We start from the raw sequence: 18177 nt of genomic DNA on the forward strand, positions 1-18177 counted from the left end.
AAATTAATCTTGGGCGATTTTCGGTTAAATCACAAAGCACTAAAGCCTTGGTTCAACCGTCAGCTTCATCCATCAGGCCGCGTACCCAGCGCCCGGCAAGCCAGGATGCAGGCACGCCCAGAGGGATCGACCACAGGATCGCTGTGACCGGCTCGATTATTCCGTAGCCGGCGCTGTTGGCGATCAGACCGGCCAGAAACAGGTTGATGGCCACGGTCAGCGCCGTGGCCGGGTAAAGCAGAATGGCCAGTTTCCAGACCGGCCATTTGCCTTCAGTGGCTGGTTCCTTCCGAGAAGGTGATTTTGTTCCAGACATTGTATTTTCCCGAAGGTTTGCGCATTGGCAGGCGGCGGACCTCTTCCAGCGTTTGCGCATCATAGACGATTACGGCGCCGTCATCTTCCCAGATCGAAACCAGCGCGTGGCTGCCGTCTTTGGTGAACTCCACATGCGCAACTGTCTTACCCGGAGCCGGGCGCAGAGTCTTAACGATCTCAAGGCTTTGCTTGTCGATCACATGCATCGCATCCTTGTTCGGCCCAAAGAATACATCGGCCCAGACGTAAGGCGAATTTTCATGACTGCGCATGAAGAATCCCGGTCCTTCGGTCTTGATCCGCTTGACCGTTTCCCAGGTTTCCATGTCGATCACCGACACTGTGCCATCAGTCAGGTGCGGCGTAGCCATTACGGTTGTATCATCGCGCTGCCACGTGATGCCCGAGCCCAGATGCGGCATGCCCGGCAGGTCCAGATCAGCAACTTTGTGGCCGATGACCAGATCGATCACCTGACCGCCCTTGCCATCGCGCGAGGCGCCCATGACGTATTCATAGCTCTGGTCGAAAAAGAAATCGTCCAGATAGTCGGGCGTGGTGATCTTGCGCACCGGGAAGGGGTCGGGGTTCTTGAATTGACCCTCGATGCGGAAGTCGTGACCAAGACCGGATTGCGGTGGATTGGCGCCGTAGAAGACCTCCCAGATCTCGGGCACGTCTTTCAGCGCCAGAACGAAGCTTTCGCGCGGTGGGGCCTGATACACGGCCGAGACACGGCTGGGGACGCCCTTCTTGCTCTTGACCTCAACGACCTTGGCGACCGAGAGGTCCTCGGTCGACAGCAGCGTCAGGCTGTTGGGCAGGTAATTCGCCACGGCGACCCATTTGCCGTCGCCAGACATGGCGATGTTGCGGCTGTTCAAGCCCGCTCGCACGCGGCCCACCTGTTTCAACGCCCAGATGTCGTACTTCTGCACCCAGCCATCGCGGGACATAATGAACACATAGCGGCCATCGGGGTTGAACTTGGGTCCGCCATGCACCGCAAAGGGGGTTTCGAACCGGTCCAGAACCTCGAACGTGTCGCCGTCCAGAACGCTGACATGGTGATCGCCGGTCTCAACCGCCAGCGTGATGTTCATCGGGTCGCTGGCCCAGACAGGGGCGTCCACGGGGACATAGTCTTCGTCCAAAATACGGCTGGCCATGATATCGGCCTCGCCCCATTCTGGCTCGGTTTCCAGCGGGGATTTCAGCCAACCGGCCAGTTCCTCGATCTGTACCGCGTCGAGTTCGTGGGAAAAGGCGGGCATCTGCGTGGCCGTGCGCCCTTCGGCGATCACGGCGGCCACGCGTGGGCCGCGCATCCGTTTCAGCGTCTCGGGGATCAGCGCAGGACCAACCCCGCCCAGGCGGTTTTCACCGTGGCAGGATGCGCAGTGTTCGGCATAGTCGGCTGGGGCATCGGCCCATGCGGTGCCCGCCAGCAGCAGTGAACAAAACGTGCCGATTTTCAGAGTGTCAAAAGAACTGATGCGCCGGGTCATGGCTTTTTCCTCGGAACGGCGTCACCTGCAGGCGCTCGCCCGCATCTTCGACGCCGATTTCTTGATTTGTCAGATAACAGGCCGGATCTTCGGCCCAGGGGTCGCCGGTCAGCTGCAAAGCCCGAATCCGGGTGTTGCCGCCGCAGACGTCCTTGAGCTGACAAGCCCCGCAGCGCCCCTTTAGCGGGCGCGGGCGGGTGCGCAGCATGGCGAGCATCGGATCATCGCTGGTCCAAAGCTCGGAAAACGGTTTGGTCTTCACATTGCCGACCGTGTAGTCGGACCAGTAGGTGTCGGGATGAACGCGACCCAGATTGTCGATATTGGCCACACCCAAACCGCTGGAGTTGCCACCCCACGCGGCCAGATGTTCGCGCACATGGGCGGCCTTGTCGGCATCGAAGCGCGCACGCACCCAGTTCAGGAAATACCCGGCATCGGCGTCGTTGTTGCCGGTCACGATGTCCAGCGGGCGTCCGCCCGAGGCGGCCTCCCACGCGCGTTCCAGCAACAGGTCGAGCCCGTTGCGGGTGCGCATATGCTCGGCATCCTCGCCCCGGTTCTTGTCGCCGCGCCCGGCGTAAACAAGGTGAGACAGGTAGAACTTGTCGACACCCTCGTCATCGCACAGTTGCAGCAGGTCGGGCAGGTGGTGCTGGGTTCCCTCGGTCAGGCAGAACCGCAGGCCAACCTTGATGCCGCGCTTTTTGCATTCGCGGACACCGCGCAGGGCGTCGGCAAAGGCGCCTTCAACACCACGGAACCAGTCATTTGTGGCTCCGATCCCGTCCAGCGAGATGCCAACATAGTTGAACCCGACATCGGCGATCATATCGGCGGTTTCGTCGTGAATCCGCGTACCGTTGGTCGACAGCGCCAGCATGGGCACCAGATCACGGGCGCGTTTGGCGATATCGAAGAAATCGAACCGGTCCAGCGGTTCCCCACCCGAGAGGATCAGGGCCGGGACGCGAAACTGGCCCAGATCCTCAAGGGTTACCATGGCTTGCTCGTGGTTGAGCTCACCCGGGAACGCAACATCTGCCGAAACGGTGTAGCAATGGCGGCATTTCAGGTTGCAGCGTCGCGTCAGGTTCCAGATCACCACCGGTTTTACCGGTCCGGGGCGGCGTTTGCGCACCGGGGTGGGGCTGACGAGTTGATGCATGTATTCAGTCAGGCGGAACATGTCTCAGCCTTTCGTTTTCAGGCGCAGCCCGGTTTTTTTCAGGATGCGCGTGGAATAGAGGATATCTTTCGCCCTGCAGGCATCGCCCAGAATGGCAGTGATCTCGGCGCGCTTTTCTTCGACCTCGTCGCGGTCTGTGCCGTGGACCATGGCAAACAGGTTATAGGGCCAGTCGGGCAGGGCGCGGGGGCGTTCATAGCAGTGGGTCACAAACGGTAGAGCGCCGATCAGGGTACCCAGTTCGGTTACGCGGTCGTCTTTGACATCCCAGACGGTCATGCCGTTCGAAGTCATGCCCAGTTTGTAGTGATTGGGTGCAGCAGCAATGCGGCGGATCACGCCGCGCGATTTCAGGTCGGCCAGACGAAGCAGCAACTCGTCTTCGTCCATGCCCATATCTGCGGCTACCTGCGCGTAGGGCGCAGGCACAAGGGGCAGGCCGCCTTGCAGTGTCTCGATAATCTCTCTGTCTTTCGCGTCGATCATGCCGCCACCCGGAAGCCGATGAAAAATTCCTGCAATTTGGGAAAACAAAGAACTTCGATGCCCGTTTCCCGTTCGATCGCCTCGGCGGTGGCCTCAATCCCCTCGGGGGTTTCGGTTGCCAGAACGAACCACATGTTCAGCCGATGCGTGCGTTCATAATTATGGGCAACCTCTGGATGCGCATTGACTTTGGTCAGGACTGTTTCGAAATTCTCGGGCGGAACGGCCATTGTGCACAGGCAGAACGCGCCGCCCATAGCGGCCGCGTCGAAAAACGGGCCAAAGCGGGTGATTACCCGCTCATCTTTCATGCGTGTGAGGCGGCTCAGCAACTCGCTTTGCTCTATGCCCAGTTCTTCAGCAATTGCGGCATAGGGATGCGTGGTCAGTGGCAGATCGTCCTGCATCCGGTTCAGGATTGCGCGGTCGGTTTCATCCAGCGTCATGCGGCGGCCTCTCTGGCTTGGATAAGTGCGCCGGTCTGTTTGAAGCAGCGGGTCGAGAACAGCACCTTGTGGCGTGCACCAGCCAGTTCCGGCAGGGCGGCGGCACCCGAAAGGGTGTCCAGCGCTTCGTTGCGCGACCGGGCGTGGATCATGGAATAGAGGCGATAGGGCCAGACGTCTTCGACCGGGTTCCGCTCATAACACAGGGTTACGCCGGGATGCGCGGCAAGGACCGGGCCAGCAGTGGCAACCTGATCGGCAGGCATATCCCAGACCACCATAGCATTGGCAGACCAGCCAAGCGCCCGGTGTCGCACGATCACGCCCAGGCGCGAGATGATGCCCGCTTCGTGTAGTGCCTTGATCCGTGTCATCACGTCCGACGTTGACCGATCCAGCGACTGTGCCAGTTCAGCATAGGGGTCGGTGACCAGCGGAAGGCCCGAACTCAGCGCTTGCAGCAATGGCCGGTCGCCGTCCTGCATGGCCGAGCTGTCCACTTTTCGGGGCCCGGGCACGTTGCGGGTTTTGCCCGACATGCGGAACCCGAGATCGACGTTGAACGGGCGCACCAGCCGCAGATCCAGCACTCGCAGCCCGGTACGGTGACTGATCCGCGCCAGCGTGTCGTTCACATGAGCGCGGTCCGGACCGGTGGCGACGAACCACAGATTCCAGTCATCCTCGCGCTGGTAATTGTGATTCACGCCGGGTTCCGCGTCGATCATCGCGGCGACCTCTTCCAGCCGCTCGTCAGGTGCGGCGACGGCGGCCAGAGTGCTGGCCGAAACCGCGCCGGGCGCAATCGTCGCGCCAACGCGCGTGATCCGGCCGGTTGCGCGCATCCGGTTCAGGCGGTCGATGACCTCGGTCTCATCCAGGCCCAGCGCAGTGCCCAGAACCTGAAACGGGCGGTCGGTGATGGGGAAATCGCGCTGGAACTCATCCAGCAGGCGACGGTCGATCGGGTCGGTAATATGATCCATCGGTCACAGCCCTGTTCTGTGCGCACGCGCGGTAAAGAAAATGCCCGAGGGGCTGTCCGCATCGATTTCGCGCAGTTTTTCAAAGGTCTGGGTGTCGTAGACCATGACTTTGTTAGCATCGCGCACGCTGAGCCAGACCTCATGCCCGCGCGGGGTGAACTCCATGTGCAGCACGGCAGGGCCGGGCTTGAACTCGTGGATGATCTCTTTGCTGACGCTGTCGATCACCTGAATCGTGTCATTCAGCGGATGGGCGAAATTCACCCAAACCTGACGCCCGTCGGGGCGCGCCATGGCAAAGACCGGCTGGCCATGCGTCTTGGTGCGCCCGGTTTCGGTCAGGGTGTCAGAGTCGATCCACAGAACCTCGTGATGGCCAACGGCGGGCAGGACAAATTCACGCCCGGTCAGCGCCCAGCCTTCCAGATGGGGCATCTTGTAGACCGGCATTTCTTCCTGTCCGCGCCCGTAATCGGGCAGTACACGGATCGGTTCGGGGTTGTCGGCCCACAGGTCCAGCGCGGTCAGACCATCCTCACCGAACAGGCCGGTGATATAGGTGCGACCATTGGCGGTGATCAGCGCGTCATAGGGGTTTTTACCCATGTCGGTGATCTTGGTGATCTCGGGGTCGCCCTTGGCAAAATCGGCGATCCAGGTCTCGCCCGTGTCCCACATGGTGAACACGAAGCGACGGCCCGGCGCATCGACCAGACCGATGGTTTTGCTGTCGGTGGGGATGTCAGCCACCATTTCGAGCGTGTCCGCATCAAAGACACGTACGCCGCCGGGTTCATAGTTCGACACGGCGACCAGTTTGCCATCGTCCGAGATCGCGCCGCCGATGGCGTTGCCCGCCTGCACGACGCGGTTCACGATCTGGCGGGTGACGATATCGACCTTGGTCAGCCCTCCATCGCGCCCGAACACGTAGGCAAAGCGTTCATCGGGCGAATACACCAGCGAGGCGTGGGACAGATCGCCCAGCCCCTCGATCCGCGCCAGCCCAGCACGGTCGGATTGGTCCACCAGCAGGACCGAGCCCTTGGCCCGTTCGATCACCAGACCCAGGTCTCCGGTTGCGGTCGGTTCGGCGTGTGCCGTTGTCATCATCAGTGCGGCTGCAAGGCCGAGGACGAGATGTTTCATTGTGCCTCCTGTTCCAGCAGGTAACGGGCGATCCATTCGGCCTCTTCTTCACTGATCAGAGGCCGCCAAGGGGGCATCGCAGTGTCGGGGATGCCATCGAGGATGACCCCGGTCAGGACGTCGGGATCATAGTGTTCGAGCGTTTCGGACCGCAGGTCGGGTCCAAGACCGCCTTTCAGCGACAGGCCGTGGCACGAGCCGCAATCCTGATGGACAAGCCGTTTCAACGCGTTGGGATCAATCGCATCGGCAGCAAAGGCGGACGTGGCTAGAACGACGGCGGTTGTCAGCACGGCATGGGCCGCCCAGCCTGGTCGCTGGGCCGACTTGCGAGGCCGCGCCCGACCCACCCCCCGGGAAGGCGTCTGGCGCCCCGCCGAGGCCGGGCGCTGCCCCAGGCTCTTATGACCAAGCTTAGCCATGAGCCTGTTCCAGAAGCTCCGCCAGCGGCCGTTCCGCATAAAGCGATACCACCTTGCCGATGATGAACAAGGTCGGTGCTTTCAGATCCGCTTTGCGGACATCGGCCGCCAGTTGGTCTAGACGCGATACCATGCGGCTTTCGTCAGGTGTGGTGGCTTTGCCCACGGCCAGAACGGGGGTCGATCCGGGCAGGTTCTCGGTCATCAAGCCCACGGCAATCTGGCCGATATTGGCCACACCCATATAGACCACAAGGGTCGAATCGGGATCGGCCAGCCGTTTCCAATCCAGGTCCAGCACCTTGTCGGCCTGCCGGTGGCCGGTAACATACTGCACCGAGGTCGCCAGCCCGCGATGGGTCAGTGGCACGCCGGTCGAACAGGACGCGCCTTGTGCCGCCGTGATGCCCGGCGCGTATTCAACGGCGACACCGTGGGCCATCAGGTAGGCGGCCTCTTCCGAGCCGCGGCCAAAGATCATCGGATCGCCGCCTTTCAACCGTGCGACGGTGTGACCGGCCAGCGCCTCTTCCTTCAGGATTTCGTTGATACGGTCCTGCGGTACGGTGTGGCATTTGGGGGCCTTGCCCACCGGGATCAGCCGAGCACCGTCGGCGTGCAGCGCGAGGATTCCGTCCGAAACCAGCCGGTCATAGACGACCACGTCGGCCTCTTGCAGCATACGCAGGGCGCGCAGGGTCATCAGCTCGGGGTCGCCGGGGCCGGCGCCAATCAGAAAAACCTTACCGCTCATGTGCTAACTCGCTTGTTCTGAATGTCTTCGGAACCCGGACCTTCCGGCAGCTTCCACGCGCGAATAGGGGACGTTGCTGGGGGGACCGGGCGTGTCATGAGGGCAAGTTGGCGCAATCCTAAACCAACCTCCTTGACATAAGTTAAGGAGCGCGGGATTTGCGCCCGCGCTCCTTTGATCTTGCCTGTATTATTGCCTCGGCTCAGGGTTCGACGGTGATCATGCCGATCATGTTCTGCGTTTCCCAATGCGGCCCGCACAGATATTCCTGCGGCCCGGGAGTGAGGAATGTCATGTCCACCGATTCTTCGGGGAACAACCGGTCGCTTTCGGGCTCGCTGCCGTCTTTCAGCAGGACCGAATGGCTGGTGCGTTTGTCCACGTTCACCCAGCGCACGGTGGTGCCTGCCTTTACGGTCAACTCGCCGGGGCAGAAATTATATTTGTACATCAGCACCACCTCGGCGTCCTCGACGGCGGAAGAAGGCTGGCCGAACTGTTCGACATAACGCTCTTCGGCCTCGGCGCAGAGATCGGCGGTTTCATCGGCCCAGGCGGGCGCAGCCATAAGCAGCAGCGCGGGAAGAAGGCGGTGGGGTTTCATCGTCCATGTCTCCTTTCCAAAGGGGAAGGGGCCGGATCAACCGGCCCCCTCGTTTATTGTTTTACCACGTTGATGTTAGCTGAGTCGTCATCCAACGCAAGGCTGGTGTTCAGCGTCACATGGTGGAACCGCGCGGCGGCAAAGTCGTCGTGGATGGCAAAGCCGACCGTGTAGGTCTTGCCAGCCTCCAGCGGCACATCACCGGGCGCGCCAGAGTTCAGCGGGCGGCTGAAGACCACTGTCCACATACCACCGGACAGCTCGGCCGAGGCGGCGATTTCGCCGTCATTGACCACGCGCTGTTCCAGCAGATAGCCGTTGGTGGCGCTGCCGTCCGCATAGACACGCATCAGGTCAAGATAGGTGCCGTCGGCCAGATACTGCTCGATCTGCTCGGCGGGATGCAGTTTGTCCCAACCACCCATCGGCTTACCGCGGCGGCCCTTGGTATCAACCTCGGTGCGGCTTTCGCTGATGTATTTGGTCACCGTGTCCTGAGCGTTCAGACGACCCGAGACGTCACCATTGGCGGCAATCGCCTCCGCACCCGGATCAAAGGGCATGTAGGAGTTGTCGGCGTGGCACGAAGCCCAGCAGCCCACCTGTTCGCCCATCTCGATACCGGTACCGGTGATCATCATGGCAACCTTGATCTGGTTGTCGGGGTCCATCTTGCCACCGTCCACGAACGGTGCCGGGTTGTGGCCTGCATCCGGCCATTGCATGCGGATGTACAGGTTCTCGTCGTCATGTGCGGCCTGAACGGTTGCGTCGATCACACCACGTTTGCCGGGGATCGGCGTCGGCTCCAGATCACCACCGGCGACAATCTTGTTGCCAATCGTGTCCAGTTCCTTGGCGTGACAGGTCGAGCACTGATCGCCGCCTTTTGTCAGCGGACGGGCCCCACCGTGGAACTTGCCGTTCTGCACCCATTCAAACGAAGCCTGACCGGGGTAGAACAGTTTCAGATCCGCGCTGGCCACGGCGTTCCAGTCGACGTTGCCTGGGACATCGCCGCCACCACCGCCTGCAGCCGCTGCGGTCTCTTCTCCGTTTGCCTTGGCACGCTCTTCCGCAACGGCTGCGTCAACAGCGGCCGCGATCTGGGCCTGAACGGCCTCTTGCTGCGCTTTCTTGGCGGCTTGTTCGGCCTCGGCTTCGGCAGCTTCCTGCGCCTCGATCTTGGCCAGGCTGGCCAGATACTCCGGCGGAATCGGACGGATGAAGGCCGGATTCGGCGCTTCAAGCTCTTCCAGATACTCTTCGTCGGCCCGGTCGCGCGCATCCGAGTGCGCAATGCCTTTGTGGCAGTCGATACAGGTCTGGCCGATCTCCATCGCGTTCAGGTGCTGCTGACGCGCACGGGGTTTCTGGAACTCGGGCATCATCGATTCGAAATCGTGACAGTTACGGCATTCACGCGAGTCCGAGGACTTCATCCGCTCCCATTCGTTCATGGCCAGGTGTACACGTTTGGCCTCGAACTTTTCGCGGGTGTTGATGGTGCCGACCATCTTGCCGTACAGCTCTTTGGACGCCTTGATCTTGCGGATGATCTTGTGGGTCCAGTCCTTGGGCACGTGGCAGTCGGAACAGACCGCGCCCACGCCGGAACGGTTCACGTCGTGGATCGTGCCAGTGTATTCCTCGTAAACGAAATCGCGCATCTCGTGGCACGAGATACAGAAATCCTTGGTGTTGGTGGCTTCCATGGCGGTGTTGAATCCGCCCCAGAAGACGATGCCGGCGACAAAGGCTGCGGCAATGCCGGCCACGGGCATTCCCCATAGGAAATACCGGCGCCAGATCGGTTTTTTCTTTTCCGGTTCGGAAGTCATATCCGGGCTCCGTTTTGGCTGTCTTGTCTGGCCTTGGGTGGCAGGCCGGTGAGTTTGGCTGATAGGTCAAACGAGGAAAGGGCGGGCGAGGGGCCCGCCCTTTCCGATGGTTCCTGCGAACCCGTCAGGTGACGTGGTTCGAGCGGTTGTAGACGTTGAACTTGCCGGTCGGGGCATACAGCCCTTCGATGCGACCGATCTCTTCCAGCGTTTTGGCGTCGAAGATCACGATCTGACCGTTAGGCTCTTTCGAGTCCGACAGGTTCCACTTGGAGACCCAGACCTCGGTACCATCTGCGTTGAACTCGAAGTGAACGGCAGCGCTGCCTTCGTCTTCGGTGATCTGGATGGTTTTCACGATCTCGCCGGTCTCTTTCGAGATGACCTGCACCGATTGCTGAATTTCAGGCTCGGGGTGCTTGGTCTGGTCCGCCCAGATGTAATCCGAGTTCGGGTGGGTCCGAACAAACAGGCCGGGGCCGTCTGTTTCCACTTCGTAGCAGGTTTTCCAAGCCTGATCCGGATGGCCTTCCGGGTCGTTACCCCAGACGGTTACGGTGCCCACGCCAAGGTGGGTTGTACCGGCCACAGGACCACAGTTCGGGTCGATCCAGTTCGCGCCCGGTCCGGGGTGCGGCAGGGCAGCGGTGTCGATCATCGCTTCCAGCTTGTGGGTCTCGGTGTCGACAACAACCATCTTGTTCGACGCGTTTGCGGCGATTTGGAAGTACCGGCCAGTCGGGTCAAAGAACCCGTCGTGCAGGAACTTGGCCGAGTCGATCTTGTCGATCCGCAGGTTATCCAGGTCGGTATAATCAACCTGCCACAGTTGACCCAACTCCTTGATCGCGACGATCCAGGTCGGCTCGTTCGGCGTTGTGTAGATTGCGGCCACGCGGGCCTCTTCCACATAGTCGCCGTCGACATTCACGCCGCGGGTCGAAACAACCTTGACCGGCTCCATTGTCTGGGCATCAACGATTGCGAAGTGCGGAGGCCAGTAACCGCCACCGATGACGTACTTACCATCACCGGATACGGCAACGTCGCGTGCGTCATAGGCAATTTTGACTTCCGAAACCAACATGTTCTCAGGCTTCTGCCAGAGGTCGATCTTGGTCATCTTGCCGTCGCGGCCCATGGTGTACCAGAAGCGGCCTGGGTGTTCCGGCTCGGTAATGCTGTGGTGTTCCGACGCTTTCAGAACGTGCACGGCGTAACCCGTCGGGATGTGTGTCAGCACTTCTTTGGTGTCACCGTCGATAACGGCCACTTTACCCACGTCACGTTCGATGACGACGAAGAAGTTTTCCCAGTTGCGGCCGTGAAGCGGCTCGGTCGGGTAGTCGGCTTCTTCGACATAGACCTTGCGGGTCTCTTTCATCTGCTCCAACGACATCTCAGGCGGCTTGGGAGCCTCCATCTGGATGTAGGTCGCCATATCCTTGATTTCCTGCTCGGTCATGATGTCCGAGAAGTTGTTCATCCCGCCTTCGGTACCCCAGGCGATGATTTTCTCGAGACGTTCCTGCCCAAGTGCAAGGGTTCCGCCTTCGGTCACGGTACCGTCGGCTGCAGTTTTCTTCCAATGTGGTTCAAGACTCTTGCCTGTGGCGCCTTTGCGCAGAACGCCGTGACAGCCTGCGCATTGTTCGAAATAAAGCTGTTTGGATGATTCAAACGCTTCCTCGCTGAGGGTTGGCTCTTCGGCGAAGGCTGGTGCAGCGACGCTGCCCAGCAGCATCGCCAAACCGGCCCCAAAGGCGCGGCCAGTTTTGTTGTAGCTGATTCCAAGTGACATGATCACTCTCCATTTGCGTGGTGAGGCACCTCTAAGGGTGAGACATTGCGCGGGGCCACTCCTTGACGAAAGTCAACACGGGGGACGCAAATCGAGAGCCAGCCGGAAAAAAACGCCAAAAAAACCTCGGGAAAATCTGAGTCTTAGGGGCATGTTTTCGGTGTTTTGATTTTGGTTAAGTCACCGGTTCGGTCGGGCTGCTACGAGTTGCAAAACCGTCAAGGAGAGCAGCCATGCCCGCAATCGTCACCCGTGTTCTTGGTGAGGGGTTCCGTGTATTCTTTCTGTCCGCGGGCCTCTACGGCCTATTTGTCGGGCTGGTCTGGGGGCTGTGGCTGGCCGTGCCGTATATGGCACCGGATTATGGCATGACGCCACCGATGTGGCACGCGCATGAGATGATCTTTGGCTATGCCACCGCAGCGCTGGGCGGGTTTTTCCTGACAGCTGTGCCCAATTGGACCGGAGCCCCCGAGGCGCGGGCACGCTTTATTACCCTTGCAGCCGGGCTGTGGCTGGCGGGGCGGATGGCCATGTGGTTTTCCGGGATGCTGCTGCCGGTGTTCGTTGCAGTGGTCGATCTGGCCTTTGTGCCTGTTCTGGCGGCCAAAATCCTGACTCAGCTGATTCGTCGTCCGAAGCCGCAGAACATGATATTCCTGCTGCTGCTCAGCCTGATCTGGGTCGCAGACCTGATGACTCATCTGGAATGGATGGGGATCACGGCCGACACGCTGCAAACCGGGTTGCGCGCAGGATTGCTGAGCTTGTGTGCGATGATCGCCATCCTGGGTGGGCGGATCACGCCGGCCTTTACCCGCAATGCCATGAAACGCGAGGGCGTCCCCGAGGCGGACTGGCCGGTGTCAGTCGCTGCCCTGGATAAGGCGGGCATGATTCTGGCCCTTATTCTGCCGCTGACCGCCCTGGTGTTTGGTGCCGGGCCGGTGGCCGGAGTGGGGGCGCTTGCACTGGGCGTGGTGCAGGTTCTGCGCATGTCCCGCTGGCGCGCGCGTTGGGCGGCACGGCAGCCGATTCTGCTGGCCCTTCATCTGGGGCTTGGGATGTTGGCGCTGGGTTTGATTCTCTGGGGTCTGTCGGTGCTGGGCCTGGGCAATGAGGTCGCCGCCCTGCATGTTCTGGGTATCGGATGCGTGGGCGGCATGACTCTGGCGGTCATGAGCCGCGCTGCGCTGGGCCACAGCGGCCGTGCGCTGATCGCACCGGCCCCAATGGTTGTCGCCTATGGGCTCATGGCCGTGGCTGCCCTTTCGCGTTGGGTCGGGGCCGAGCTGAACGCTGGCTACATGGTGGCGATGCTTCTGTCCGACGGACTGTGGGTCTGTGCCTTTGCGCTGTACCTGATCGCCATGTGGCCCGCCCTGACAGGCCCGCGCGCGGCTCGGGCGGGATGAATTTTAATTACTTCGGCCAGTCTTGACTTTCGTTAAGGAGACACCATGGCCCAACCGCCATGTTGATCAGACAAGCTAATCTGCGCAAAGGAGAGCGCAATGCGAGAAGTCATGACCAAGAGCATGGCCCGCAACATATTTTATGGCGGGTCACTGTTCTTTATCCTCATCTTTCTGGCCCTGTCGGCCCATTCGCACTGGTATATCGTGAATTCCGAGAACTCGGCAAAACTCGATGAAAGTGTGGTCCGGGGCAAACATGTCTGGGAAAAACACGCCTGTATCAACTGTCATACGATCCTGGGTGAAGGGGCCTACTTTGCTCCCGAAGTCGCGAACGTCATGACTCGCTGGGGCGTCCTCGACGACCCGGAATCGGCCTTTGAATCCCTTAAAGGCTGGATGGAGGCGCAGCCGACCGGCATTCCCGGTCGTCGGCAGATGCCGCAATTCAACCTCAGCGACGAAGAACTCCGCGACCTGACCAACTTCCTGATCTGGACGGACAATATCGACGCTCAGGACTGGCCGCCCAACGAGGCCGGCTGAGAAAGGGAACGGAGAAATGAAATACGAATCCCAAAAAATCGCCTACGCCTACTTTGCGGTGGCCATGGCCCTGTTCGCGATACAGGTGATCGGCGGCCTTCTGGCTGGTCTGATCTATGTATTCCCAAACTTCCTGAGTGAGCTTCTGCCGTTCAACATCGTACGGATGCTGCACACCAACTCGCTGATCGTCTGGCTGATCCTGGGCTTCTTCGGTGCAGCCTACTTCCTGATCCCGGAAGAATCCGAACGCGAGATCCACTCGACCAAGCTGGCCTATCTGCAGCTGATCATTCTTGTGGTCGGTACTTTGGGCGTGGTTGTGACCTATGTCTTCAACCTGTTCGAAGGCAACTGGCTGCTGGGTAAAGAGGGCCGCGAGTTCCTTGAACAGCCTAAATGGGTCAAGGCGGGCATTGTCGTGGCCGCGCTGATCTTCCTTTACAACGTGTCGATGACCGTTCTGAAGGGCAAGAAGACCGCCATCACCAACATCCTTCTGTTGGGTCTGTGGGGTCTGGCGCTGTTGTTCCTGTTTGCCTTCTACAACCCGGGCAACCTGGCCCTGGACAAACAATACTGGTGGTATGTCGTCCACCTGTGGGTTGAAGGCGTGTGGGAACTGATCATGGCCTCGATCCTGGCCTACCTGATGCTGAAGCTGACTGGTGTGGACCGTGAGATCGTCGAAAAATGGCTCTATGTCATCGTCGCCGCCGCACTGTTCTCGGGCATCCTTGGTACGGGTCACCACTACTACTGGATCGGTACGCCTGCGTACTGGCAGTGGATCGGTTCGATCTTCTCGAGCCTCGAAGTGATCCCGTTCTTCGCGATGATGGCCTTTGCCTTCGTCATGGTCTGGAAAGGCCGTCGTGACCACCCCAACAAGGCCGCGCTTCTGTGGTCGCTGGGCTGTGCTACGCTCGCCTTCTTCGGTGCCGGTGTCTGGGGCTTCCTGCACACGCTGCACGGGGTGAACTACTATACCCACGGTACGCAGATCACCGCGGCGCACGGTCACCTGGCCTTCTACGGTGCCTATGTCTGCCTCAACCTGGCGATCTTCAGCTATGCAATGCCGATCCTGAAAAACCGTGATCCGTACAATCAGGTGCTGAACATGGGTTCGTTCTGGCTGATGACCAGCGGTATGGTCTTCATGACCTTCGTGCTGACCTTCGGCGGTACCGTGCAAACGCACATGCAACGTGTGGTTGGTGAGTACTTCATGGACGTACAGGACCAGATCGCGATCTTCTACTGGATGCGTCTTGGTTCGGGCATCGTCGTTGTCCTCGGCGCGCTGTTGTTCATCTACTCGATCTGGGTGCCCCGGAAAGAGATGGTTGAACCCGGCCCGATCGAACGCGACCGTCTGGAAAACGATCCTGACCACGTCACAGCGGAGTAATGGATATGGATGGCTCCATAAAAATGAATGAGGGGGCGGCGAACGCCCCCTTCTACCTGCCCCAGGGCGATGAATGCGATGTGTTCACCGCTGCTTACAACAACGACCTGCCGGTACTGCTGAAAGGGCCGACAGGCTGCGGCAAGACCCGCTTTGTGGCCCATATGGCCGCCCGTCTGGGTCGTCCGCTTTATACCGTGGCCTGCCACGACGATCTGGCCGCTGCCGACCTGATCGGACGCTACCTGCTGAAGGGTGGCGAGACCGTCTGGGTCGATGGCCCCCTGACCCGCGCGGTCCGCGAAGGCGCGATCTGCTACCTTGATGAGGTCGTCGAGGCCCGCAAGGACGTGACCGTTGTGCTGCACCCGCTGACCGACGACCGGCGCATCCTGCCGATCGACCGCACGGGCGAAGAACTTGAGGCCGCACCCGGCTTCATGCTGGTGGCTTCGTACAACCCCGGTTACCAGAATATCCTGAAAACCCTGAAACCCTCGACCCGGCAACGGTTCATCTCGCTCGAGTTCGACTTTCCGTCGCCCGAGATGGAAGCCGAAGTTGTCGCCCAGGAAAGCGGGCTGGCGCTGGAGCGCTGCAAACCGCTGATCCGGTTGGCGAACAAGCTGCGCGGGCTTAAGGGTCAGGACCTTGAGGAAGGCGTTTCCACCCGTCTGGTTGTCTATGCCGCGACACTGATCGCACAGGGCATGTCGACCGACCGCGCCATCCTTGCCGCTATGATCGAACCTCTGACTGATGATGAGGACATCAAACGCGGGCTCCTCGATCTTGTCACGGCTGTCTTTGGGTGAGGCCGGCCGATGGTCAGGATCGAATTTGAGCCATGGGAACCCGAAGAAACGATCGGGAAACTGTGGCACACCCTTGCCAGCCGCCTCGATGCACCTGAGGTGCATGTTGGAGCCGCGGTCGACCTCTCAGAGGTCGCGGGGCGGTTGGCAGTCCTCTTCCGAGGGCTTGGGGGTAGTCCGGGCGTTGAATTGCGCCCGGTCTCGCCCGAGGTTTCACGTCACCGTCTGAGCTGGCGCCGCAAATTGGCGACCGAGGTCGAACTGATGCCACGCGCCTCGTTCGATGGAGAGGTGTTGCGCCTGCCGGATCGGCTGGCCGTTTATCCCCTGCGCGAGGCGAATGGTGCGCTTTATGTCTGGCTGGCCGCTGCGGCCGCTCATGCCGGAACCCGAATTGACGAAGAAGACCCGCTGCGTGCCGATCTGCACGCGCTGGCTGCGGCCCGGCAGATGGTTGAGGCCACGCTGGAAGACGCCCCGGGTCTGCGTCCGCTTTACACGGAACTGTGCAAGGGGTTGCTGCACCAGCGCAGCGTCCCCGATTTGCCGCCGGTTGAGGCTGCGGTAGAAGGCATCGTTCGCCATATGCTGGGCGATCCCGAACCGTTGTCGGATCGCGCCCAAGCATTTCTGGAGATGAACGACGGGGTTGCGGCCCCGCGTGGCTATCAGCCGTTCCGCCCGGTGCCCCTGTGGCCCGAGTTGCGCGCTGTTGGCTTTTCCGAACATAACGAGGTCGAAAATCCGGAAACCGAGGGTGAGCCCGAGGAGTCCGGCGAAAAGACCCACCGCGCCCGCCGCCGTAAATCCGATCAGGCCGAGCGCAAAGACAGCCTGATCCTGCACAAGTTCGAGGCGATCCTCAGCTGGGCGGAGTTCCTGAACCTTAACCGCCGGGTCGATGATGACGACCCCGACAACGCCAAAAAGGCAGCGGACGATCAGGAAGAGATTGGGCTGGGCCAGATATCGAAGGCACCGCCGACCAAGCTGAAACTGCATCTGGACCTTGCGCCCGAGGACGTGAACCGCGAACGTCTGTCGGGTCGAATCCTCTATCCCGAATGGGATGTGCGCACCGGGCAATACCTGCCGGATCATGTGAACGTTCTGCATTCCGACGCGGAAGTCCGCGAAGACGCTGCCGAGTTCGGCAAAGACCCCGCCACCGCCCGCCGCATCCGCGCCGTGAAACGCCAGTTTGAGGCCCTGCGCCCCGGACGCGTCATGACGCGCGGCCATTTGGACGGGGATCAGCTGGATATCGAGGCCGCCGTGCGTGCTGAAACTGACCGTATGGCCAGCGGCGAAGGCAACGAGCGCGTCTGGATGCAATCCCGCCCCGTGGCGCGTGATCTGGCCGTGTCGATCCTGCTGGACGTGAGCCGATCCACGGAAAGCGCCGTTGCAGGCCGCGCCGTGATCGATATCGAACGCGAGGCGCTGGCCGCACTCGCCTGGGGCCTGAACGCCTGTGGTGACGATTTCGCCATCCACGCCTTCAGCTCGCTGAAACGTCAGCGGGTCTATGTGCAGCGCTGCAAACGGTTTGATGAGCCTATGGGCGCGACGGTCGAACAGCGGATCGCCTCCTTGCGGCCGGGTCACTACACACGGCTAGGCGCCGCGATCCGTCACTGCTCTGCCGATCTGGCCAAGCAATCCCGCAAACGCCGGTTGTTGCTGGTGATCACCGACGGCAAGCCCAACGATCTGGACCACTACGAGGGCCGCCATGGTATCGAAGATACCTGCATGGCGGTGCGTGAGGCACGCCGCGCCGGGCAGTCGGTCTTTGGTGTCACTATCGACAAGACCGGCAAAAGCTGGTTCCCGCGGATGTTCGGGCAGGGAGGTTTTGCCGTTATCCCCGACCCGCATCGCCTGACGATGGCCCTGCCGCAGATCTACCGTCAACTGGTCGGCGCATGAGCGATACCTCTCTGATCGACGAGCTTCCGGGCGAGTTGCTGATGTGGGTTCTGATCATCTCGGAATTGCTGGTCTTCGGCGCCGGGATGATCGCCTTTATGGGCGTGCGGCTGACCGACCCGGCGGGCTTTGCCGAGGCGCAGTCACATCTGCACCGCACGGGGGCGGCGTTCAATACCGCTGTTCTCGTCACGTCCGGCTATCTGGCCGCGCAGGCCCTGCACTGGCGGCAGGCAGCCCGTCGTGGTGCGGCGCGTCTGGCCCTGATCGGGGCTGCCCTTTTGGGCGTGGTGTTCCTGATCATCAAGGGCACGGAATACGCGGACAAAGCGGCACAGGGCATCGGCTTCGAAACGCATCCTTTCTTTTTGTTCTACTACCTGCTGACCGGGTTTCACGCTGCACATGTGCTGGCCGGAGTTGGCATCCTGCTGCTGGTCGCTTGGCGAGACGATGCCCGAAATATCGAGGCGGGCGCTCAGTTCTGGCACATGGTCGATCTGGTGTGGATCATGCTGTTCCCCGTGATCTACCTGTTGGGATGAAAA

General features: G+C 60.8%; 18 protein-coding genes. 6 read left to right on the top strand and 12 right to left on the bottom strand.

Annotated elements, in window-relative coordinates:
• Positions 1–52 precede the first annotated feature (52 nt).
• The 12 genes from GOX63_RS17235 to GOX63_RS17290 form a co-directional block, all read right to left on the bottom strand.
• Positions 53–316: a hypothetical protein gene (locus tag GOX63_RS17235; RefSeq protein ID WP_170327975.1), complete on the bottom strand. Its 264-nt coding sequence runs from the start codon at positions 314–316 to the stop codon at positions 53–55.
• Entirely contained in the window at positions 273–1826 is a 1554-nt protein-coding gene (locus GOX63_RS17240; protein WP_170546553.1) for a nitrite reductase, read from the bottom strand. The genes GOX63_RS17235 and GOX63_RS17240 overlap by 44 nt, the downstream gene beginning before the upstream one ends.
• Complete coding sequence (gene nirJ, locus GOX63_RS17245; protein ID WP_170327973.1) at positions 1801–3015, bottom strand: heme d1 biosynthesis radical SAM protein NirJ; 1215 nt, start codon at positions 3013–3015, stop codon at positions 1801–1803. Before nirJ ends, GOX63_RS17240 begins: the two co-directional genes overlap by 26 nt.
• A 3-nt stretch (positions 3016–3018) precedes the next feature.
• The gene (gene ahbB / locus GOX63_RS17250) at positions 3019–3501 is read right to left on the bottom strand and encodes a siroheme decarboxylase subunit beta (protein WP_170546555.1); all 483 of its coding nucleotides are present in this window, start codon (positions 3499–3501) and stop codon (positions 3019–3021) included.
• Positions 3498–3947 (bottom strand): Lrp/AsnC family transcriptional regulator, encoded by a 450-nt coding sequence (locus GOX63_RS17255; protein ID WP_170546558.1) that lies wholly within the window; start codon positions 3945–3947, stop codon positions 3498–3500. The genes ahbB (GOX63_RS17250) and GOX63_RS17255 overlap by 4 nt, the downstream gene beginning before the upstream one ends.
• Positions 3944–4933 carry a siroheme decarboxylase subunit beta gene (gene ahbB / locus GOX63_RS17260; RefSeq protein ID WP_170546560.1) on the bottom strand — a complete coding sequence of 330 codons (990 nt, stop codon included), beginning with the start codon at positions 4931–4933 and terminating at the stop codon, positions 3944–3946. The genes GOX63_RS17255 and ahbB (GOX63_RS17260) overlap by 4 nt, the downstream gene beginning before the upstream one ends.
• A gap of 3 nt (positions 4934–4936) precedes the next feature.
• The gene (locus tag GOX63_RS17265; protein WP_170327969.1) at positions 4937–6082 is read right to left on the bottom strand and encodes a cytochrome D1 domain-containing protein; all 1146 of its coding nucleotides are present in this window, start codon (positions 6080–6082) and stop codon (positions 4937–4939) included.
• Complete coding sequence (locus GOX63_RS17270; RefSeq protein WP_170327968.1) at positions 6079–6504, bottom strand: c-type cytochrome; 426 nt, start codon at positions 6502–6504, stop codon at positions 6079–6081. Before GOX63_RS17270 ends, GOX63_RS17265 begins: the two co-directional genes overlap by 4 nt.
• Complete coding sequence (cobA, locus tag GOX63_RS17275; RefSeq protein ID WP_170327967.1) at positions 6497–7258, bottom strand: uroporphyrinogen-III C-methyltransferase; 762 nt, start codon at positions 7256–7258, stop codon at positions 6497–6499. The genes GOX63_RS17270 and cobA overlap by 8 nt, the downstream gene beginning before the upstream one ends.
• 202 nt (positions 7259–7460) lie before the next feature.
• Positions 7461–7862, bottom strand: coding sequence for a cupredoxin domain-containing protein (locus GOX63_RS17280; protein ID WP_170327966.1), 402 nt, complete (start codon positions 7860–7862; stop codon positions 7461–7463).
• Positions 7863–7915: 53 nt separating this feature from the next.
• Entirely contained in the window at positions 7916–9703 is a 1788-nt protein-coding gene (locus GOX63_RS17285) for a NapC/NirT family cytochrome c (protein WP_170327965.1), read from the bottom strand.
• Between the two features lie 124 nt (positions 9704–9827).
• The gene (locus GOX63_RS17290; protein ID WP_170327964.1) at positions 9828–11504 is read right to left on the bottom strand and encodes a cytochrome D1 domain-containing protein; all 1677 of its coding nucleotides are present in this window, start codon (positions 11502–11504) and stop codon (positions 9828–9830) included.
• A 233-nt stretch (positions 11505–11737) separates the two neighbouring features.
• Here GOX63_RS17290 and GOX63_RS17295 point away from each other — a divergent pair, with 233 nt between their 5' ends.
• The 6 genes from GOX63_RS17295 (at position 11738) to GOX63_RS17320 (ending at position 18174) form a co-directional block, all read left to right on the top strand.
• Positions 11738–12919: an NnrS family protein gene (locus GOX63_RS17295; RefSeq protein WP_170546563.1), complete on the top strand. Its 1182-nt coding sequence runs from the start codon at positions 11738–11740 to the stop codon at positions 12917–12919.
• 99 nt (positions 12920–13018) lie between these two features.
• Positions 13019–13468: a c-type cytochrome gene (locus tag GOX63_RS17300; protein WP_170327962.1), complete on the top strand. Its 450-nt coding sequence runs from the start codon at positions 13019–13021 to the stop codon at positions 13466–13468.
• Positions 13469–13484: 16 nt separating this feature from the next.
• The gene (locus tag GOX63_RS17305) at positions 13485–14882 is read left to right on the top strand and encodes a cbb3-type cytochrome c oxidase subunit I (protein ID WP_170327961.1); all 1398 of its coding nucleotides are present in this window, start codon (positions 13485–13487) and stop codon (positions 14880–14882) included.
• Between the two features lie 5 nt (positions 14883–14887).
• On the top strand, positions 14888–15697 hold the full coding sequence (locus tag GOX63_RS17310) for a CbbQ/NirQ/NorQ/GpvN family protein (protein ID WP_254435996.1): 810 nt from the start codon (positions 14888–14890) through the stop codon (positions 15695–15697).
• A gap of 9 nt (positions 15698–15706) precedes the next feature.
• Positions 15707–17629 (top strand): nitric oxide reductase activation protein NorD, encoded by a 1923-nt coding sequence (locus GOX63_RS17315; RefSeq protein ID WP_170327959.1) that lies wholly within the window; start codon positions 15707–15709, stop codon positions 17627–17629.
• Positions 17626–18174, top strand: a complete 549-nt coding sequence (locus tag GOX63_RS17320) for a cytochrome c oxidase subunit 3 (RefSeq protein ID WP_170327958.1) — start codon at positions 17626–17628, stop codon at positions 18172–18174. Before GOX63_RS17315 ends, GOX63_RS17320 begins: the two co-directional genes overlap by 4 nt.
• Positions 18175–18177 lie beyond the last annotated feature (3 nt).

Source organism: Ruegeria arenilitoris (genome assembly GCF_013031355.1).
GTDB classification, from domain to species: Bacteria; Pseudomonadota; Alphaproteobacteria; order Rhodobacterales; family Rhodobacteraceae; genus Ruegeria; species Ruegeria arenilitoris_C.